Below are 18,458 nucleotides of genomic sequence, written 5' to 3'. Positions count from 1 at the left end.
GCGTATGCCAGCCACTTCACCGGCACCGGCGCACCAGGAGCGCCGCAGACGCCGCAGGAACCGTCTCGTCGCTCTCGCCGCCGGTGTCGCCACCGTCGGCGCGCTGGCCGCGGCGACGGTGCCCGGGTCGGCGTCGGCCGGCGAGAACCACGGCGGGGGCGGCCACTGGCCGGGCCGCTACCAGGACGTCCAACTCCTGTCCTTCAACGACCTGCACGGCAACCTGGAGCCGCCCGCCGGCTCCGCCGGCCGGGTCACCGAGCACCAGCACGACGGCACGACGAAGACCATCGACGCGGGCGGTGTCGAGTACCTCGCCACCCATCTGCGTCAGGCCCGCCAGGGCGAGAAGTACTCCATCACCGCGGCCGGCGGCGACATGGTCGGCGCCTCCCCGCTGATCTCCGGCCTCTTCCACGACGAGCCGACCATCGAGGCGCTGAACAAGCTCGACCTCGACGTCACCTCCGTCGGCAACCACGAGTTCGACGAGGGCGCCAAGGAGCTGGCCCGCCTCCAGAACGGCGGCTGCCACCCGAAGGACGGCTGCTACACGGACGAGAGCTTCGAGGGCGCCGACTTCCCCTACCTGGCCGCCAACGTCCTCGACGAGAAGACGAAGAAGCCGATCCTCAAGCCCTACTGGGTGTGGAAGAAGAAGGACGTCAAGGTCGGCTTCATCGGCGTGACCCTGGAGGGCACCCCGGACATCGTCTCCGCCGAGGGCGTCAAGGGCCTCGCGTTCAAGGACGAGGTCGAGACGATCAACAAGTACGCCGAGGTGCTCCAGAAGCAGGGCGTTAAGTCGATCGTCGCGCTCATCCACGAGGGCGGCTTCCCGGCGTCGACGTCGTACAACTACGACTGCGACGCCCCGGGCGCGGGCGACGGTATCTCCGGCCCGATCGTCGACATCGCCAAGAACATCACGCCGCAGGTGGACGCGCTGGTCACCGGCCACACCCACAACGCGTACGTGTGCACGATCGACGACCCGGCGGGCAAGCCCCGCATGGTCACCTCGGCCGCGTCCTTCGGGCGCCTCTACACCGACACCACGCTGACGTACGACCGGAAGACCGGCGACATCGCCCGTACGGCCGTGAAGTCGGCGAATCACGTGGTCACCCGGGACGTCCCCAAGGCGCCCGACATGACCGAGCTGATCGGCAAGTGGAACACCCTGGCGGCGCCCATCGGCAACCGCCCGATCGGCTACATCTCCGGCGACATCGGCAACTCCGGCACCGAGTCCCCGCTCGGCGACCTCATCGCCGACGCCCAGCTCGCCCACGGCAAGCAGCTCGACCCGGAGACCGACCTGGCGCTGATGAACCCCGGTGGCATCCGGGCACCGCTGACGTACACGGCCAAGGCCGGTGAGGGCGACGGTGTCGTGACGTACGCCGAGGGCTTCACGGTCCAGCCGTTCGCCAACACCGTGAATCTCCAGGACTTCACGGGCGCCCAGCTGATCCAGGTGCTCAAGGAGCAGGTGACCGGCCCGAACGCGGCGGCGCCCAAGGTCCTCCAGGTGTCGTCCGGCCTCACCTACACGCTGGACCTCACCAAGTCCGGCGCGGACCGCGTGGTCACGGACTCGGTCAAGCTGAACGGTGCGGCCATCGACCCGGCGGCCACCTACCGCGTCGCGACGAACAGCTTCCTCGCGGGCGGCGGCGACGGCTTCCCGACGCTGGCCCAGGGCACGAACGACGTCGTCGGCGCCGACGACCTGACCGCGCTGGAGCAGTACCTGACGGCCAACTCGTCGGCCACGAACCCGCTGGTCCCGCCGAAGGCGGACCGCATCGCGATCGTGAAGTAAAGCGCAAGCACGTGAACATCGCATGCACGTGAACTAAATCGCATACAGGGGATTCAGGTTGCGGGCAGGGGCGGTGCGCATGGTCGGATGAGACGATGCGCACCCCCCACCGCATGGACACGCAGCACCTTCCCCACGACCGCTCCGAGCAGCCCCGCAACCCCTACGACGAACTCGGCGCACTCGACGACGGCCCGCTGGAGGAGACCCCTCTGGAGGACTTCCTCGGCGAGGGCGCCGAGCGGCGGGACGAGCAGGAACCTCAGTGGTCGCCGCCTGACCACCGCCGCGGCGGCCGGCGTCGGAGGAATCGTTTCGCCGGACTGCCGCTCGCGATGAAGGCGGTGGTCGGCCTGGTCGTGCTCGCCGCCTTCGTCACCCTCGCCGACCGCTGGGCCGTGCTGTACGCCGAGCACCGGGCCGCCGACACGCTCAAGGACCGGCTGGACCTCGCGGCGGCGCCCGAGGTGGAGATCGGCGGGTTCCCCTTCCTCACCCAACTCGCCGACAAGCGGCTGGAGTCGGTGAAGGTGACCGTCCCGGACGTCGCCGCCGACCGGGTCTCCCTGGCGAGGGTGTCGGCCACCGCGCGCGACATCCGGCTGGACGCCGACGGCCTCACGTCCGTGCGCGGCGCCCACGTCCCCCGGTTCGACGGGGACGTCCTGCTGTCCTTCGAGGACCTCAACCGCGAACTGGGCGCCTCCCAGGTGACGTTCACCGGCGAGGGCCGCGACCGCGTCCGGGCCCGCGGCACCCTGCCCGTCGCCGGACACGACCTGCGGCTGCGCGCCGAGGCCCGGATCCAGCGGCAGGGCGAGCGGGGCATCGCCACGGAGATCGGCGGGATGCGGCTCGACATCGGTGACCTGGCCACCTACCGCCCCGGCACCCGCCCCGCGGAGGGCCTGCACCTCACCCCCAAGGGGACCGCCGACCTCTCCCGGCAGACCCGCAAGGCCAAGGCGCTGCTCTCGGTCCCGGCCATCGTGCAGCGGATGGGCGTGCCCGAGGCGACCGTGCGCGAGGCCCTGGCCGACGACGGCAAGCTCGCCGAGCTGACCGGCTCCCCGGAGTTCGCCCGCCAGGCCGAGCGCCTCAACCTCATCGACCTGGCCCTGGCCAACCCCGAGGTGCTCCGCCGCCTCGGCCTCGACCCCAACCTCCTCGACGAGCTGTCCGGCCTGACCCGCCCGGTCCTGGCCGACCGGCTGGCGCTGGCCTTCGAATTGCCGAAGCCGGAGCAGGGGGACGTACGGCTGGACGACGTGCGGGTGGAGGAGGACGGCATCCGGGTGCGCGTGTCGGGCTCGGGGCTGACGGTCGGAGGCTGACCGGCCTCGGCCGCCCTGCCCTTGCCGGGAATCCAGGGCCGAATACGCGCATAAATTCTGTGTGAACAGCGGTCCGGTTCCCTCTGCCGCCTGAAAATCAGTCTCAGCCGCAATTAATCGAGGTCTCAGCGGAATTGGCCTTTCTCGTTCCGGGGATCCCGTAATGTTTTCCATGTCGGAAGCAAACACCGCAGACGACAAAGCAAACATTCGGGCCGCACGCCCACGGACCAAGGAGAGCACCATGAGCTTCCACAAGATCGCCCCGGTCAAGAAGGCCTGCAAGCACCTCCCGGCCCCGAAGCCGGCGCCGAAGAAGAAGGCCGGGGCGAAGAAGCCCGCCGCTCCGAAGCGCCGTCCGGTCGCCCCCAAGGGCTGAGCTGATTCACAGCCGAAAAGGCTTACGCACAGGTGGATCGAATTCCACCCCCAGGTAATTCAAATCATCCGGGTAATTCAAATCGCCCCGGCAGAGAGAGGAACCACCCCATGAGCTTCCACAAGATCGCCCCCGTCAAGAAGACCCGCAAGCCCGCTCCGGCCCCGAAGCCGGCGCCGAAGAAGAAGGCCCACAAGAAGGCCGCCCCCAAGCGACGCCCCATCGCGCACAAGGGCTGAGGCAGACCGGCCACGAGGCGGGGTTCCCGGAGGGCGCACACCCCCGGGAACCCCGCCTCGGGCATGTCCGAGGGGCCGTCCGGCCCGAAGGGAGACGATCATGAGGGAAGTCCGGGAGGCTTTCCGCCGGTTCTGGCCGCTGACGCGCGGGGACCGGCGGTGGCTGGTGGTCATCGTGGCCTGCGTGGTGGTGTCCGCCCTGGCCGAGACCGCCTCGATCCTGCTGTTCGCGGAACTCACCGACCACGCCCTGAAGGCCGGTTCGCTCTCCGCCTTCTGGGGCCCGGCCGGAGCCTGGCTGGGTGTCGCCGCGCTCGGCGCCCTCGTCGGCTACCTCGGCAACTCCCTCGCCACCTGGACCGCGGAGAGATTCGTGCTGCGGCTGCGGGCGAGCGTGTTCCGGCATGTCCAGGGCCTGCCGCCGCACTTCTTCCAGAAGCACCGCCGGGGTGATCTGGTCGAGCGGCTCACCGGGGACGTCGAGGCCATCGAGCAGATGGTCGTCTCAGGCGTCGTCGGCACCGTCGCCGCCGCCTTCTCGGCGCTGTTCTACTCCGCCGCCGCCCTCTACCTGCGCTGGGACCTGGCCCTGGCCACCTTCGTCCTCGCGCCCCTCTTCCTCCTGGCCGCCCGACGCTTCTCCGGCCGTATCCGCACCGCGTCCCAGGACGAGCGGGTCGCCGACGGCGCGATCACCTCGGTGGTCGAGGAGTCCCTCGGGAACGTGGTCCTCACCCAGGCCTACAACCGCCGCGACGACGAGGAGCGGCGGCTGGACACCGAGGCACGCGCCTGGATGAGGGCGTCCGTGCGCGGGGCCCGGCTGAGCGAGATGTACGAGCAGTTCGTCGAGGTCGTCGAGACGGTGTGCGTGCTCACGGTGATCGGCCTCGGAGTGTGGGAGATCGCCGCCGGCCGCATGACCCTGGGGCAGTTGCTGGCCTTCGCGGCCTTCATCGGCTACCTCTACCCGCCGGTGCGCAACCTCGGCCAGCTCGGCCTCACCCTCACCGCCGCCACCGCCGGTGCCCAGCGCCTCGGCGAGATCCTGAACGCCCGCCCGGCCGTCACCGACCCGCCCGACCCGGTCACCCCCTGGCCGGTCCGCGGCTGGGTCAGCTTCCACGACGTGGCCTTCCGCTACCCGGGCGCGGACCGCGACTCCCTGGACGGGACGACCTTCACGGCCGCCCCAGGCGAACTGGTCCTCGTCACCGGCCCGAGCGGCGCCGGCAAGTCCACGCTGTCCAAGCTCCTCACCCGCTTCTACGACCCGTCCGCGGGCGTGATCTGCCTGGACGGCGTGCCACTCACCGACATGACCCTGGAGTTTCTGCGCGAGAACGTGACCCTGCTGCCGCAGGAGACCCTTATCCTCAACGGCACGATCCGCGAGAACATCGCCTGCGGCCGCCCGGACGCCACTGACGAGGAGATCGCGCACGCGGCCCGATCGGCGGCGGCGCACGACTTCATCACCGCGCTTCCCCGCGGCTACGACACCCCCGTCGCCCCCGGCACCGCCGCCCTCTCCGGCGGGCAGCTCAAGCGGATCACCATCGCCCGGGCGATACTCCGCTCCGCTCCGGTGCTGGTCCTCGACGAACCGACGGCCGGCCTCGACTCGGTGGCGGCGCGTCAGGTGGTCGAGCCGCTGCGCCACCTGATGTCGGGCCGTACGACCATTCTGATCACCCACGACCTGCGCCTGGCGGCGGACGCGGACCGCGTGCTGGTCGTGGACGGCGGGCGGCTGGTGGAGTCCGGTACCCATGCGGAACTCCTCGCCCGCGGCGGGGCGTACGCGCGACTGGCGGGGCCGCGGCCGGGAGCCATGGCGAGCGCGTGAGGCCGGTCGGGCCGCTGCCCGTCGCGTTCTTGATGAAATTTGGTGTGCAGATGCGTTGACCTCTGTTCGAGTCCTCTTCTAGTTTGCGGGAGCCAACGAGCCGCCGATCTGCATGCGAGTTCCGCGGACGCAACTGCTCAGAAGGGGACGTCGTGTCACGAAAGACTCACCGGGGGACAGCCGGCCTGGGGGCGCTGCTCGCCTGCGTCACTGCATTCGGCGGGGCTCTGGCCTCCCCCGCCTCGGCCTCCTCCGCCGCCCCGCCGCCCGTCAGCGACTTCAAGGGCGTCAACTGGGCCGACCCGCGCGACAACTACGCCGACGACGCGGTCGTGCCCTCGGGCCTGTCCGCCTCCGACAGCTACGCCACCACCTACGCCAAGTCCAGGGCGATCATCGGCGGGTTCTCCGAGCTGGGCGCCAACACCGTCCGCCTCCCGGTCAACCCGGCCTCCGTGAACGGCCCGTTCTGGAAGTCGTACCGGGGCGCGATCGACGCCGCCACCGCCAAGGGGTTCAAGGTCATCCTGGGCTACTGGGAGGCCGACAACGCCAAGGACGGCAAGATCGACAACCAGGCCTCCTGGGACCAGATGTGGGCGCGGATCACCTCCGCCTACGCCCGCAACTCCAAGGTGTACTTCGAGCCGATGAACGAGCCGTTCGGTTACACCGCCCAGGAGTGGACCGACATCGCCGCGAAGTGGGTGACCACCCACGGCAACGTGCCCCGCGACCGGATCCTGATCGGGGGGTACAAGTACAGCGAGGACGTCAAGCCGGTGTGCGCCGACCCGCGCCTCAAGGGCACCCGCCTGGCCCTGCACAACTACGGCTTCTGGCACACCGACTGGACCAGCGTCGACCAGTGGAAGCAGGACTTCAAGGCGCGCATCGGCGACTGCGCCTCGCGCACCATCCTCGACGAGTTCGGCGCTTCCATGACGACCGGCCTGGACTACAACGGCCCGGTCGACGGCTCCAACGAGGTCGCCTACATCCAGGCCGCGACCGACGTCATCCGGGAGATGGGCCTGGGCTCGGTCTACTGGCCCGGCCTGCGCAACGGTGACACCTACTCCCTCACCACGCTCCAGGGCGCGGGCACGAACCTCAGCCTGACGGTGAACAACCAGAGCGGCCTGGACCGGCTGCACTGGGCCTGGAAGGAGTAAGTCCCCCACGGGGACCGCGATGGTGGCCCTTCCGGGCCCGGCGCCGCTTGTCAGCCGGACCCGGAAGGGAGCCGTCAGGACGCCGAAGGCGTCCAGCCCGCGAGCCAGTCCGCGACCTCCTGGTTCGCGGCCTGCGCGTCGGTCAGATGGGGCCGGTTGCTGCTCGCCGACCCGGCACCCGCACCGGAGTTCTTGTACTCGGCGAACCGGTCGTCCTTCCACGAGAAGCCGCTCATGTCGGTCCACGGGGTCGACTTGATCGCGTTGCTCAGGTTCGTGTTGCGAACCGTGGTCTGCGGGTCGAGCGAGGCGTCGCCGCCCGCGTGCCAGGGCCGTCCGAGGTAGAAGCTGCCGGCCGACACGTCCCCGTTCACCGTGGAGTTGGCGATCAGGATGCCCTTGCGGTTCGCGGCGGTACTCGGGGCGGTGATGTACCCGGCCGAGGTGCCGTTCCAGCGCTTCTTCAGCGTGATGACGGACTTGTCGACGACGGCCGTGGCCCGCCCGAAGATGAAGTCGACGTTGCCGATGACGTAGGAGTTGCTGACGTAGACCCGGCCCAGCCGGTCCTTCGCGGCGGTGTCGAGCAGCAGCGTGTCCTGGTCGCCGCTGACGATGATCCCGTCCAGGAACACCTTGTCGGCGGCGGTCCGCAGGGCGACGGCCTGATGCCCGTTGAGGGACTGGTTGGCCTTCTCGTCGAAGTCGTTGGAGATGGTCAGGTTCCGGGCCTGGAAGTCGTCGGCCTCGACGGCGACGGTGGCGCTGCCGCCCGTGCCGTACGTGCCGCCGCCGGGCTTGGGCGTACCGGCCGCGTTGTTGTAGACGATCGTCGTGTCCTTGCGGCTGCTGCCGGTGCCCTGAATGGTGACGTGCGGCTTGTTGGACGGCACCTTCACCAGCTCCCGGTACGTCCCCGGCTTCACGGCGATGACGACGCGGCTGGGGTTGTTGGCCGGTACGGCGTTCACGGCGGCCTGCACGGTCGTGTACTGCCCGCTGCCGTCCTTTGCCACGGTGAGGGTGGTGGCGTTGGCGGCCTTGGTGGAGGCGGCGGCAGCCGTACCGATGGAAGCGCGGGGCCCGGCACCGGACTTGAGGATCGACGGGAGGTCGGCGGCCTTGTCGAGGGTGTACGGGTAGTAGGTCTTCGGATCGAAGGCGGTCCCGCCGCTCTCGTTGCGCCCGCTGGTGCCGGAGAAGGAGTTCCCGCGCTGGACGATGGCGGCGCCGCTGTCCTTGATGACGGGGTTCTTGACGCCCTGGAAGAGGGAGTTCTCCAGGACCATCTTGGTCGCGCCGCGCGCGTAGTTGCCGTACGACGACTTGATGTCGGTGCCCGGGGCGTCCTCCAGGAAGTTGTTGTAGAGGTGGGCGTGGGCGGCGTTGTCGGTGGACGGGTTGCGCTGCTCGGTCTCGCGGATCCAGTTGTGGTGGATCGTGATGTCCGTCTTGACGTTCTCGGTCCAGCCGATGCCGAAGGTCTTGTTGTTGTCGCTCAGCTTGTTCCAGGAGACGGTCACGTTCGTGCTGTCCTTGCGGACGTCGATGAGCCCGTCGGCCATGTGCCGCAGGTCGTTGTGATCGATCCACACATGGTGGGCGCCGTCCATCTGGACGGCGTCGAAGTCGTGGTCCTTGTCGTTCCAGATGCCCTGGTACGAGTCCCGGATGGTCAGGTTCCGGATGATCACGTTGTGCACGCCCTGGCCGAGGAAGAACCCACCGCCGACGATGTGCCCGGAGGTCCCGGACCCGACGATGGTCTTGTCGGACTGCACCTTGATCTCTTTGCCGACCGGGTTCATGTTGATCGTGCCGGCGACGACGATGACGTACGGCTCGGTGGCCGTGGCGTACTTCTCCAGCTCGGCCTGCGTCTTCACGGTGACGGTCTTGCCGTCCCGGCCGCCGTACGTCCCGTTCTGGCCGAGGGAGTTGACGGAGGCGAACCCGTCGGCGGTGGCGGCGGCCCAGGCCGGGGCGGCGGCGGAGGCCTCCTGGGCGGTGGAGCCGAGGACGCCGAGGTCGGTGCCGTAGGCGAGGGTGCCGGCGGCGGTCAGGGCCAGCGGCACACCGACCGCCAGGGCCGTGCGGCTTCTGCGGTGCCGGGGCTTGCTGTGCGGCTCACTCATGCGGCGAATCCGTTCCATGCGGGGGATGGTCCGGGGGTGGGTTGCCGCAAGGCGCGGAAAGGTTGCCGGGTGTATGAGCCTTGCTCGGTGCAGACTTGGGGTCGATGCGCTTCCCGCGACTGACCGCTACCCGCAGCACGTCCCCCAGCGACTCCAAGGCCCTGACCAAGGCGAAACGCAGTGCGCGTTCACCGGCCTCGGTGTCTCGCAGTACGGCCTCGGCGCCCGCGAGGACCTGTTCGGCGGAAGCGAGTTGAGCGGCCTCGACGTCGTCGGCGAGCCGTGAGAGGAGGCTGTCCGGGTCGTCGGTGGAGAGGTAGCAGGGTTTGCCGTCGGCGCCGGTCCAGGGGAGCAGCCTCATGCGTACACCTCCTCGGTGTGGAGGTACGGCCGTACGAGCGGGGTGTCCATCACCAAAGGCCTTTCGGCGTCGAGGGGGCGGGCACTGGGGGCCGGCGGGGAGTGGGGGAGCGTCCACGACCCTCGCGCCGGCACCGCCCGGTGACGCCCTCGGGCTGGCAGCAGACTCCGCACGATGAGGAGCAGGACCGACTCGCAGAGTTCAGCGATACGCAGACGCACGGGGATATCCCTTCTCAGGGCAGGCGGCAGGGGTGTGACGAGCGGTGATTACCGTTCGTGCCTTCATCGTCACGGGTCGCGCGTACGCTGCGGAAGGGGCCAGGTGTTGCCTGGCGCTCCAGGCAACAGTGAGGGGTGACGTGGGCGAAGTGGTTGACGGGGAGCGGGAGTCGGGGCGGGCTGCACTCGGCCGGACGCTGAGGTTCCTGCGTGAGCAGGCGGGTAAGTCGCTCGGGCAGTTGTCCGAGGACACGGGGTACGACAAGAGCTACTTGAGCCGCCTGGAGAAGGGGGAGCGGCTCTCCAAGCGGGCGGTCATGGAGGACCTGGACAGCTACTACGGCTCCGGTGACCTGCTGGTTCGAGAGTGGCGGGACGCGCGGCGCGAAGTCATCAAGGACAAGTACAAGGCGTTCATGGACCTTGAGGCCACGGCCGAGATCATGTGGATGTTCCAGCTGCGCGTGCCGGGTCTCTTGCAGACCGAGGACTACGCCCGAGCGGTGTTGTCAGGGTTGTCTGGCGCCCAGACAACGGCAGGCAACAGTGAGGAAGTCGAGAAACAGGTGGCCGCGCGGATGGGGCGGCAGGAGTTGCTCCATCGCCAGTCGGCGCCGAGCGTGCGCGTGATTCTGGACGAGGGGGCGGTACGGCGACCGGTTCCCGACCCGAAGGTTTGGGTAGACCAGTTGTCACACCTGGTGGATGCAGCCGAGCTGCCGAATGTCGCAATCCAGGTGCTGCCTTACACGGCCGGTGTGCACGATCTTATGAACAGCGACCTCATCCTCTTGTGGCAGCGCGTCGGGGATCCCGTTGCCTACGTGGAAGGCAACGGGATCGGACAGTTGATCGACGATCCGGACAGGGTCCTGTCCTACCGCTTGTCCTACGATCTCGTCAGGGATGCGGCGTTGAGCCCGGCGGAGTCGACGGCGTTCATCAAGCGCCTACTGGAGGAGTGCAGACCATGAACCGAACCCCTGACCTCACCACCGCGGCGTGGCGCAAGTCCTCCTACAGCGACGGGGGCGCCTCGAACTGCCTCGAAGTCGCCGACAACCACCCCAACATAGTCCCCGTCCGCGACAGCAAGCAGCCGCACGGCCCCGTGCTCGTGTTCGGCGCGAGCCCCTGGGTGTCGTTCCTGGCCGGCGTCAAGAGGTGACGGCGCTCGTCCCAGCCGGCGTCGGCGTCAGCCCAGCAGTGGCTCCGGCATCGGCCGCGAGGCGCGCGACGGACTCCTTGACCGCGTCCAGCGCCGCGGTTCGTTCCCGGTCGGTCATGCGGGCCGGACCGTAGGTGATCACGGGGTCGAGGACCTGGAAGCCGACGAACTCCAGCATTCCCCGGTGGATGTGGAACAGGAAGTCGTCCATCGGGCCGAAGGCTCCACCGGGTTGGAACGACTCGCTGGGCCCGCCCGTCGTGAACAGCAGCATCGCGCGGTTCCCGGCGAGCGCCGCGTCGCCGAAGAGCCCGTGGTCGCCGCCGAAGACCCCGCCCATCACGAAGACCCGGTCCACCCATCCCTTGAGGACGGCCGGCAGCGAGAACCACCACATCGGGAACGACAGTACGAGGAGATCGGCGGCGAGCAGCCGGTCCAGATGGGCCTTGACGGCCGCGTCGAGCGTCCCTTCCTCGACCGCCCGCATCTGCTCGACCTGCGGCTTGAACGGTCCCTCCACCGGTGCGAACTCCTCGCGGGCGAGCACCGGGGCCCAGCCGTCGGCGTAGAGGTCCAGCACATCGACCCGGTACCCGGCCTCGACCAGGGACTGAGCCGCGGCCGCCATCTGGGCGGTGCTGAACGAGTGGGGCTCGGGGTGAGCGTGAACGATCAGGGCGGTGCGGGCAGCAGTGAAGGTCGACATGGCGAGATCATATCGTCATATCGCGATTCGTCAATTAGAGGGTGGTGCCGATCGCCTGTGCCAGCCGTGCCAGTTGCTCTTCGTCGCGCCGGTAGTGGGTCCATTTGCCCACCCGGGTGGGGCGCACGAGTCCCGCCCGTTCGAGCGTGCTCATGTAGCTGGAGACCGTCGACTGGGCGAGTCCCGCCTTGGCCTGGATGTGCGTGACGCACACGCCGACCGCCCGGCGGTCCGCGATCGGCTCGTACTCACCGAAGTGCGCGTCGGGATCCTTCAGCCACTGCATGATCTGCAGGCGGGCAGGGTTGCCGAGAGCCTTGAACACCTCGATCAGATCGCCCGAATCCAGCTCCGCCGTCGTGGCCATGCGCCACCCTCCTCGCCCGTCAGTGCGACACACCACGATATATCGATATCGGATCAGCGCTTTTCGTCGTCGAAGGCGAGGCTGTCCGGCGGCGGCACCGCCGCCCCCGGCAGCCGTACCCTCGCCACCGTGCCGCCCCCCTCGGCGTGGGACAGTGACACCTCGCCGCCCGCCTGCTGCACAGTCCGGGCCACGATCGACAGGCCCAGCCCCGAGCCCGGCAGGGCGCGCGCACTCGGCGAACGCCAGAAGCGGTCGAAGACGTGGGGGAGTTCGTCGGCGGGGATGCCCGGGCCGTGGTCGCGGACCGTCAGGACGCCCTCGGACAGGCGCACCTCGATCGTGCCGCCCTCCGGGCTGAACTTCACCGCGTTGTCGAGGATGTTGACCACCGCCCGCTCCAGGGCGGAGGGTTCCGCCCGGACGAACCAGGGCTGGACGTCCGCCGTGATCGTCAGCTCCGGGCCGCGCAGCCGTGCTCGCCGCAGCGCCGAGTCGACGATGTCCTGCCAGGCGACGATCTGCGTCCGGCCCGAGTGCTGGCCCGTGTCCGGGCGGGACAGTTCCTGCAAGTCGCCGATGAGCGCGGCCAGTTCCGTCATCTGTGCCTTCACCGACGCGAGGAGCGCCTTGCGGTCGGCCTCGGGGATGGGGCGGCCCGTCTCCTCGCTGCGGGTGAGGAGTTCGATGTTGGTGCGCAACGATGTGAGCGGTGTGCGGAGTTCGTGGCCGGCGTCCGCGATGAGCTGCTGCTGGAGTTCCCGGGAGCTGGCCAGGGCCGAGGTCATCGAGTTGAAGGAGCGGGAGAGGCGGGCCACCTCGTCCTCGTCGGCGTCGTCCACGGGGATGCGGACGTCCAGATCCTCCGTGCGGGCCACGTGCTCGACGGCTTCGGTGAGTTTGTCGACCGGGCGCAGACCCGCCCTGGCGACCATGAGCCCGGCCGCCCCGGCGCCCACCACACCCACGCCCGACACCAGCAGCAGGATCAGCGCGAGTTCGTTGAGCGTGGACTCCGTGCCCTTCAGAGGCACGGCGATGACCAGCGCGTAGTCGGCGGCCACGCCCTGCTGGAACGGCCCGTCCTTGACGATGACCGCCGTGGTCAGCACCCGCACCGAGTTGCCGTCGCTGTCGGTGCCGTTGCGCAGCCGGGCCGTCGCGGGGTCGGGGTTCCTGGCCACGGCCTTGTCGCCGCTCGTGACCTTCACCTGGGGCATGAGGTTGCTGAACAGGCAGACCCTGCCGTCGGACCTGACCACCTGCGCGTAGGTCTGCGGACGCGGGGCCCCGCCGAGCGTGCTCGACGGCTTCTGGGGACACGTCTTCGTGAGCGCGTCGAAATCGTCCGCCTGGATGGTCCGGTACGACGACCTCAGGTCCCCGTCCACCTGGTCGTACAACTTCCCCTGCACGATGAACCAGCACGTCACCGAGACCGCCGCCACCGCGAACGCCACCGCCGCCGCCACCAGCAGCGCCAGCCGGGACCGGATCGGCAGGGAGCGGAACCGGCGTACGGCCTTGTTCACTCCGCGCCGCCCTGCCGCAACACGTAGCCCACACCGCGCACCGTGTGGACGAGGCGCGGCTCGCCGCCCGCCTCGGTCTTGCGGCGCAGGTACATCACATACACGTCGAGGGAGTTCGACGACGGCTCGAAGTCGAAGCCCCAGACCGCCTTCAGGATCTGCTCCCGCGTGAGGACCTGGCGCGGGTGCGCCATGAACATCTCCAGCAGCGTGAACTCCGTGCGGGTCAGCTCCACCTGGCGGCCGCCCCGGGTGACCTCGCGGGTCGCGAGGTCCATGCGGAGGTCGGCGAAGGCGAGGACGTCCGCGTCGTCCGGGGAGCCCGCGCCGACGGCCGCCGCGTAGGAGCTGCGGCGCAGCAGGGCCCGGATACGGGCGAAGAGTTCGTCCAGTTCGAAGGGCTTGACCAGGTAGTCGTCCGCCCCGGCGTCCAGTCCCGTGACACGGTCGCCGACGGTGTCACGAGCGGTCAGCATCAGGATGGGCGTCGTGTCGCCCGTGCCGCGGATGCGGCGCGCTGCCGTCAGGCCGTCCATGCGGGGCATCTGGATGTCCAGGACGACCAGGTCGGGGCGGTACGCCGCCGCCTTCTCCAGAGCGTCCGCGCCGTCCACGGCGACCTCGGTGTCGTACCCCTCGAAGGCGAGGCTGCGCTGGAGTGCTTCGCGTACCGCCGGCTCGTCGTCGACGATCAGGATGCGCTGGGGGTCACGGTCGCCGTCTGCGGGGCTCATGGGTCGGGGTCCTCGGGTGTCGTGTGGTGTGGGTGTGGCGGGACGGGGTGTCGCTGAGCTCTCAGCCTCGCATGCCGGCGGGGCGGGCCGGGAGCAGGATCAGCCCCGTACCTTGCGGCGCCGGGCGGCGGCGGCCCTGCGGGCGGCGGCCCGGCGCGCGGGCCGGGCCTCGGCCGTCACCACCTCGGGCGCCCGCGTCGCTGATGCCGATGTCGGTGTGTGCAGTTCGTACGCCACCGCCAGCGCCAGTGCGAACCCCGCCGGGTCGGCCCCCGGCACCGTGTGCGGAACCTGCTGGATCATCGCCGTACTCCTCATTCCGGGGGAACTCAGTCGGTGGAGCCGGCCCGCAGCTTGGCGAGGTCGGCCTTGACGGTGTTGATCGGGATGGCGAAGCCCAGGCCGACGCTGCCCGCGTCGGAGGACGAGGAGGCGGCGCCGGCCGGCGAGTACATCGCGGAGTTGATCCCGATGATGTTGCCGTTCATGTCGATCAGCGCGCCGCCGGAGTTGCCCGGGTTGAGGGACGCGTCGGTCTGGAGCGCCTTGTACGTCGTGGTGTCCGAGCCGGTGTCGCCGTTGAACTGCCGCCCGCCGAACTCGAACGGCCACCCGTCGCCCTGCTGGTTCTGCTGCTGGCCCTGGTCCTCGGTCGGGACCGTGACGTCACGGTCGAGCGCCGAGATGATGCCGCTGGTGACCGTGCCGGACAGCCCCTCGGGGGAGCCGATAGCCACGACCTGGTCGCCGACCTGTACCCCGGAGGAGTCGCCGAGCGTCGCCGCCTTCAGGCCGGAGGCGTTCTCCAGCTTGATCAGCGCCAGGTCCTTCTTGCTGTCGGTGCCGACGACCTTGGCGGAGTACGACCTGCCGTCGCTGGTCGTCACCTTGATCTGCGAGGCACCGGAGACGACGTGGTTGTTCGTGATGATCTCGCCGGCGCTCGTGATGATCACGCCGGAGCCGGTGGAGGAACCGGCGTTGGAGTTCGCGCTGATCTCGACGATGCTGGGGCTGACCGCCTTGGCGACCCCGGCGACCGTGCCCTTCTGGCTGGACGGCACCACGTTGGTGCTGGTGGAGCTGGAGGCGACGGTGTCGTTGCCCGTCAGCTCCTGTATGCCGTAGGCGGTGCCGCCGCCGATCGCCGCGGCGACGATCGCCACGGCGGCGAGCAGGGCGACGGTGCCACGGTTGCGCTTCTTCGGAGCGGGCGCCGGGCTGTACGCCGGCGGAGGCGGCCACTCGGGGTTCACCGGGGCCTGCTGCTGACCCTCGTAAGGGTTCTCGTACTCGCCACTGCGGTGGTAGCTCTCGGTCATGTCTCAGAGCTTGGAGTGCGACCATGAGAGCTTCCTGAGTCCTCCCTGAGAAGCCCGGCAGAACCTCGTATGCCCGATATAAAGGCGCTCCCGGAGCGCCCTGGAAGGGGCTAGCCGCAGCCGCAGGAGCGCCGTACCACCAGCCGCGACGGGAACACCTTCAGCCGCTCCCGGCGGGCCCCCGCCACGCGCAGTCCGTCGTCGAGGACGAGGTCCACCGCCGCGCGGGCCATCGCCGAACGGTCGGAGGCGACCGTCGTCATGGGCGGGTCGGTCAGCGCCGCTTCCTTGATGTCGTCGAAGCCGACCACCGCCAGCTCGCCGGGCACGTCGATCCGCAGTTCCCGCGCGGCCCGCAGCAGGCCGATCGCCTGGTCGTCGGTGGAGCAGAAGATCGCGGGCGGGCGCTCGGGCCCGGAGAGGATCTTCAGGGCGGTCTGGTAGGCGTCGTAGCGGTTGTAGAGGGCCTCGAAGAGGCGGCCCTCGGTGGAGATGCCGGCCTCGTCCATCGCGCGCCGCCAGCCCTCGACGTGGTCGGAGACCGGGTCGCCGACGGCCGGGGTCTCGGCTATGCCGCCCATACAGGCGACGTACGCGTAGCCGTGCTCCAGCAGGTGCCGTACGGCGAGCTGGGCGCCGCCCAGGTCGTCCGTGACGACGGCGGCGTCGTCGATGGCCTCGGGCCGCTCGTGCAGCAGCACGACCCGGGCGTCCCAGGCCTCGATCTCGGCGGCGGCCAGGTCGTTGAGCGCGTGACTGACGAGGATGAGCCCCGAGACGCGCATGCCCAGGAAGGCCCGCAGGTAGTGGACCTCGCGCTCGCCGATGTAGTCGGAGTTCCCGACGAGCACCATCTTTCCGCGCTCGGACGCGGCCTGTTCGACCGCGTGCGCCATCTCCCCGAAGAAGGGCTGGCGCGCGTCCGGCACGATCAGGCCTATGAGGTCGGTGCGCCGCGAGGCCATCGCCTGGGCGACCCGGTCGGGCCGGTACCCCAGCTCCTTGATCGCGGCGAGGACACGCTCGCGCGTGGCCGGGGCGACCGGCCGGGGTCCGTTGTTGATGACATAGCTGACCACGGCAGTGGAAGTCCCTGCCAGCCGCGCCACATCATCCCGAGTCACCTTGGCCACGCGCGGGAGTCTACGCGGATATACCCGCTCTGGGCAGGGCGTAAAGGGGCTTCCGTACGATATCCCGACCGCCGTACGGCGGCCGCCCGCGCACTCCGCCCCGGAAGCGATGCCCAGGTGGGCACCGCGAGACGCCTCTTTACGCCTTGGTGCCGGCCTCGGTGGCGTCCAGGGCGGCCGATTCGTCCTGGTTGTCCTGCTTTTCCTTGGCCGCCTTGGCCTTCGCCTCCTCGGCGGCGCGCTCCACCTTCTCCGGCGTAACGAATCGATAACCGACGTTCCGGACGGTGCCGATCAGCGACTCGTGCTCGGGGCCGAGCTTGGCGCGCAGCCGCCGTACGTGCACGTCGACCGTGCGCGTGCCGCCGAAGTAGTCGTAGCCCCAGACCTCCTGGAGCAGCTGGGCGCGCGTGAAGACGCGGCCGGGGTGCTGCGCGAGGTACTTCAGGAGCTCGAACTCCTTGAACGTGAGGTCGAGGACGCGGCCCTTCAGCTTGGCGGAGTACGTCGCCTCGTCGACCGACAGGTCGCCGTTGCGGATCTCCATCGGCGAGTCGTCGCTGACGATCTGCTGCCGTCCCATGGCCAGCCGCAGCCGGGCCTCGACCTCCGCGGGTCCGGCGGTGTCGAGCAGAACGTCGTCGATGCCCCAGTCGGCGGTGACGGCGGCGAGACCGCCCTCGGTGACGACGAGGACGAGCGGGCAGCCGGGTCCGGTCGAGCGCAGCAGCTGACACAGGCTGCGGACCTGCGGCAGGTCGCGGCGGCCGTCGACGAGGATGACGTCGGCGCCGGGGGTGTCGACGAGGGCGGGGCCCTCCGCGGGGGCCACCCGCACGTTGTGCAGGAGCAGGCCGAGAGCGGGGAGCACCTCCGTCGACGGCTGGAGGGCGTTGGTCAGGAGCAGCAGAGAACTCATACGTCTGGTTCCTCCTCGGTCCCTGCGAGGACGTTTGTTGGCACAGCACCGGCTCTGCGATCCCGAAGGCCCCGTACACCTGCGGTTTCCCGCGTCGTATACAACGCTTCCGAAAGCACAAAAGGACCCGGGGGCTACGCTGCCCGAGTCCTCTGCCCAGCAGAATAGCCCACATGAGCACTGGTCCGGCAGGTCATGTGGCGCGTTCCACCGTTCGTCCGCACTCCGAGACGACTCGGGGAACGCGCGTTCGGGCGCAATTGCGGACGTTTCTGCGCACGTCCGACGGTGTGCCGATCGAAGCCGTATACGACCCGGGTGCCGTTGTATACGACCCGGGCTCCGCCGTGTACGACATCTCCCGGACGCCTGCCGATCACCCCGTGTTCGTCGTCGCCCACGGCTTCACCGGTGCCGCGGACCGGCCGCACGTGCGGCGGGTGGCGCAGGCCTTCGCCCGGTACGGGGCCGTCGTCACGTTCTCCTTCCGGGGCCACGGGGCGTCCGGCGGGCGGTCGACGGTCGGGGACCGGGAGGTGCTCGACCTGGCGGCGGCGGTGCGGTGGGCCCGGGAGCTCGGGCACGCGCGCGTGGGGACGGTGGGGTTCTCCATGGGCGGCTCGGTGGCGCTGCGGCATGCGGCGCTGCACCCACGGCAGACCGACGCGGTGGTGTCGGTGAGCGCCCCGGCCCGGTGGTACTACCGGGGAACCGCCCCCATGCGCCGGCTGCACTGGCTGGTGACACGGCCGGAGGGCCGCGTGGTGAGCCGCTACGGGTTCCGCACCCGCATCCACCACCGGGACTGGGACCCGGTCCCGCTCTCGCCGGTGCAGGCGGTTCCGAGGATCGCTCCGACCCCGCTGCTGATCGTGCACGGCGACGCCGACGGCTACTTCCCCGTCGACCATCCCCGCATGCTGGCCGCGGCCGCCGCAGGCCAGGGCGAACTGTGGCTGGAGCCGGGCATGGGGCATGCCGAGCACGCGGCGAGCGACGAACTGCTGAGCCGGATCGGGGAGTGGGTCGCGGGCCGGGCGGGCTAGCCTGACG

The 18,458-nt window shown here is 69.9% G+C and carries 18 protein-coding genes and 1 pseudogene; 9 read left to right on the top strand and 10 right to left on the bottom strand.

Annotated features, from left to right (window positions below):
- Positions 1-4 precede the first annotated feature (4 nt).
- The 6 genes from V8690_RS19500 (at position 5) to V8690_RS19475 (ending at position 6,804) form a co-directional block, all read left to right on the top strand.
- Positions 5-1,828 (top strand): bifunctional metallophosphatase/5'-nucleotidase, encoded by a 1,824-nt coding sequence (locus V8690_RS19500; protein ID WP_338780604.1) that lies wholly within the window; start codon positions 5-7, stop codon positions 1,826-1,828.
- A gap of 95 nt (positions 1,829-1,923) precedes the next feature.
- Entirely contained in the window at positions 1,924-3,162 is a 1,239-nt protein-coding gene (locus tag V8690_RS19495) for a DUF2993 domain-containing protein (RefSeq protein ID WP_338780602.1), read from the top strand.
- A gap of 244 nt (positions 3,163-3,406) precedes the next feature.
- On the top strand, positions 3,407-3,541 hold the full coding sequence (locus tag V8690_RS19490) for a hypothetical protein (protein WP_338780600.1): 135 nt from the start codon (positions 3,407-3,409) through the stop codon (positions 3,539-3,541).
- 110 nt (positions 3,542-3,651) lie between these two features.
- On the top strand, positions 3,652-3,780 hold the full coding sequence (locus V8690_RS19485) for a hypothetical protein (protein WP_338780598.1): 129 nt from the start codon (positions 3,652-3,654) through the stop codon (positions 3,778-3,780).
- 100 nt (positions 3,781-3,880) lie between these two features.
- On the top strand, positions 3,881-5,629 hold the full coding sequence (locus tag V8690_RS19480; protein ID WP_338780596.1) for an ABC transporter ATP-binding protein: 1,749 nt from the start codon (positions 3,881-3,883) through the stop codon (positions 5,627-5,629).
- A gap of 152 nt (positions 5,630-5,781) precedes the next feature.
- Positions 5,782-6,804 carry a cellulase family glycosylhydrolase gene (locus tag V8690_RS19475; protein WP_338780594.1) on the top strand — a complete coding sequence of 341 codons (1,023 nt, stop codon included), beginning with the start codon at positions 5,782-5,784 and terminating at the stop codon, positions 6,802-6,804.
- A 74-nt stretch (positions 6,805-6,878) separates the two neighbouring features.
- On the opposite strand, the gene V8690_RS19470 is transcribed toward V8690_RS19475, so the two are convergent.
- Together V8690_RS19470 and V8690_RS19465 are read right to left on the bottom strand one after the other, a co-directional pair.
- Positions 6,879-8,939, bottom strand: a complete 2,061-nt coding sequence (locus V8690_RS19470; RefSeq protein WP_338780592.1) for a pectinesterase family protein — start codon at positions 8,937-8,939, stop codon at positions 6,879-6,881.
- A 103-nt stretch (positions 8,940-9,042) separates the two neighbouring features.
- Positions 9,043-9,300: pseudogene (locus V8690_RS19465) on the bottom strand (hypothetical protein); the annotation flags it as partial.
- Positions 9,301-9,661: 361 nt separating this feature from the next.
- Here V8690_RS19465 and V8690_RS19460 point away from each other — a divergent pair.
- Together V8690_RS19460 and V8690_RS19455 are read left to right on the top strand one after the other, a co-directional pair.
- The gene (locus V8690_RS19460) at positions 9,662-10,495 is read left to right on the top strand and encodes a helix-turn-helix transcriptional regulator (RefSeq protein ID WP_338780590.1); all 834 of its coding nucleotides are present in this window, start codon (positions 9,662-9,664) and stop codon (positions 10,493-10,495) included.
- The gene (locus V8690_RS19455; protein ID WP_338780588.1) at positions 10,492-10,689 is read left to right on the top strand and encodes a DUF397 domain-containing protein; all 198 of its coding nucleotides are present in this window, start codon (positions 10,492-10,494) and stop codon (positions 10,687-10,689) included. Before V8690_RS19460 ends, V8690_RS19455 begins: the two co-directional genes overlap by 4 nt.
- Here the strand turns inward: V8690_RS19455 and V8690_RS19450 are convergent.
- From V8690_RS19450 to V8690_RS19415, 8 genes are all read right to left on the bottom strand, one after another.
- Entirely contained in the window at positions 10,679-11,398 is a 720-nt protein-coding gene (locus V8690_RS19450; protein ID WP_338780586.1) for an NAD(P)H-dependent oxidoreductase, read from the bottom strand. The two genes, V8690_RS19455 and V8690_RS19450, sit on opposite strands and share 11 nt — an antisense overlap.
- 34 nt (positions 11,399-11,432) lie before the next feature.
- Positions 11,433-11,765 (bottom strand): metalloregulator ArsR/SmtB family transcription factor, encoded by a 333-nt coding sequence (locus tag V8690_RS19445; protein WP_338780584.1) that lies wholly within the window; start codon positions 11,763-11,765, stop codon positions 11,433-11,435.
- Positions 11,766-11,818: 53 nt separating this feature from the next.
- The gene (locus V8690_RS19440) at positions 11,819-13,297 is read right to left on the bottom strand and encodes a HAMP domain-containing sensor histidine kinase (RefSeq protein ID WP_338780581.1); all 1,479 of its coding nucleotides are present in this window, start codon (positions 13,295-13,297) and stop codon (positions 11,819-11,821) included.
- The gene (locus V8690_RS19435) at positions 13,294-14,031 is read right to left on the bottom strand and encodes a response regulator transcription factor (protein ID WP_338780579.1); all 738 of its coding nucleotides are present in this window, start codon (positions 14,029-14,031) and stop codon (positions 13,294-13,296) included. Before V8690_RS19435 ends, V8690_RS19440 begins: the two co-directional genes overlap by 4 nt.
- Positions 14,032-14,130: 99 nt before the next feature.
- Positions 14,131-14,334 carry a hypothetical protein gene (locus V8690_RS19430; RefSeq protein ID WP_338780577.1) on the bottom strand — a complete coding sequence of 68 codons (204 nt, stop codon included), beginning with the start codon at positions 14,332-14,334 and terminating at the stop codon, positions 14,131-14,133.
- A gap of 26 nt (positions 14,335-14,360) precedes the next feature.
- Positions 14,361-15,353 carry a trypsin-like peptidase domain-containing protein gene (locus V8690_RS19425; RefSeq protein ID WP_338780575.1) on the bottom strand — a complete coding sequence of 331 codons (993 nt, stop codon included), beginning with the start codon at positions 15,351-15,353 and terminating at the stop codon, positions 14,361-14,363.
- 110 nt (positions 15,354-15,463) lie between these two features.
- Positions 15,464-16,486 (bottom strand): LacI family DNA-binding transcriptional regulator, encoded by a 1,023-nt coding sequence (locus V8690_RS19420; protein ID WP_338780572.1) that lies wholly within the window; start codon positions 16,484-16,486, stop codon positions 15,464-15,466.
- A gap of 139 nt (positions 16,487-16,625) precedes the next feature.
- Complete coding sequence (locus tag V8690_RS19415) at positions 16,626-17,405, bottom strand: response regulator transcription factor (RefSeq protein WP_338780571.1); 780 nt, start codon at positions 17,403-17,405, stop codon at positions 16,626-16,628.
- 173 nt (positions 17,406-17,578) lie between these two features.
- On the opposite strand from V8690_RS19415, the gene V8690_RS19410 reads away from it, so the two are divergent.
- A complete protein-coding gene (locus V8690_RS19410; protein WP_338780570.1) occupies positions 17,579-18,451 on the top strand; it encodes an alpha/beta fold hydrolase in 873 nt (290 codons plus the stop codon).
- The last annotated feature ends 7 nt before the right edge of the window (positions 18,452-18,458 follow it).

The organism is Streptomyces sp. DG1A-41, assembly GCF_037055355.1.
Classification (GTDB): Bacteria; Actinomycetota; Actinomycetes; order Streptomycetales; family Streptomycetaceae; genus Streptomyces.
This window is presented reverse-complemented; position numbering and strand designations above follow the sequence as displayed.

Excerpts from the sequence above, each read along its gene's own strand:
- V8690_RS19500 (WP_338780604.1), top strand. The coding sequence starts at position 5 with ATGCCAGCCACTTCACCGGCACCGGCGCACCAGGAGCGCCGCAGACGC.
- V8690_RS19495 (WP_338780602.1), top strand. The coding sequence starts at position 1,924 with ATGCGCACCCCCCACCGCATGGACACGCAGCACCTTCCCCACGACCGC.
- V8690_RS19490 (WP_338780600.1), top strand. The coding sequence starts at position 3,407 with ATGAGCTTCCACAAGATCGCCCCGGTCAAGAAGGCCTGCAAGCACCTC.
- V8690_RS19485 (WP_338780598.1), top strand. The coding sequence starts at position 3,652 with ATGAGCTTCCACAAGATCGCCCCCGTCAAGAAGACCCGCAAGCCCGCT.
- V8690_RS19480 (WP_338780596.1), top strand. The coding sequence starts at position 3,881 with ATGAGGGAAGTCCGGGAGGCTTTCCGCCGGTTCTGGCCGCTGACGCGC.
- V8690_RS19470 (WP_338780592.1), bottom strand. The coding sequence starts at position 8,939 with ATGAGTGAGCCGCACAGCAAGCCCCGGCACCGCAGAAGCCGCACGGCC.
- V8690_RS19455 (WP_338780588.1), top strand. The coding sequence starts at position 10,492 with ATGAACCGAACCCCTGACCTCACCACCGCGGCGTGGCGCAAGTCCTCC.
- V8690_RS19450 (WP_338780586.1), bottom strand. The coding sequence starts at position 11,398 with ATGTCGACCTTCACTGCTGCCCGCACCGCCCTGATCGTTCACGCTCAC.
- V8690_RS19445 (WP_338780584.1), bottom strand. The coding sequence starts at position 11,765 with ATGGCCACGACGGCGGAGCTGGATTCGGGCGATCTGATCGAGGTGTTC.
- V8690_RS19435 (WP_338780579.1), bottom strand. The coding sequence starts at position 14,031 with ATGAGCCCCGCAGACGGCGACCGTGACCCCCAGCGCATCCTGATCGTC.
- V8690_RS19430 (WP_338780577.1), bottom strand. The coding sequence starts at position 14,334 with ATGATCCAGCAGGTTCCGCACACGGTGCCGGGGGCCGACCCGGCGGGG.
- V8690_RS19425 (WP_338780575.1), bottom strand. The coding sequence starts at position 15,353 with ATGACCGAGAGCTACCACCGCAGTGGCGAGTACGAGAACCCTTACGAG.
- V8690_RS19415 (WP_338780571.1), bottom strand. The coding sequence starts at position 17,405 with ATGAGTTCTCTGCTGCTCCTGACCAACGCCCTCCAGCCGTCGACGGAG.
- V8690_RS19410 (WP_338780570.1), top strand. The coding sequence starts at position 17,579 with ATGAGCACTGGTCCGGCAGGTCATGTGGCGCGTTCCACCGTTCGTCCG.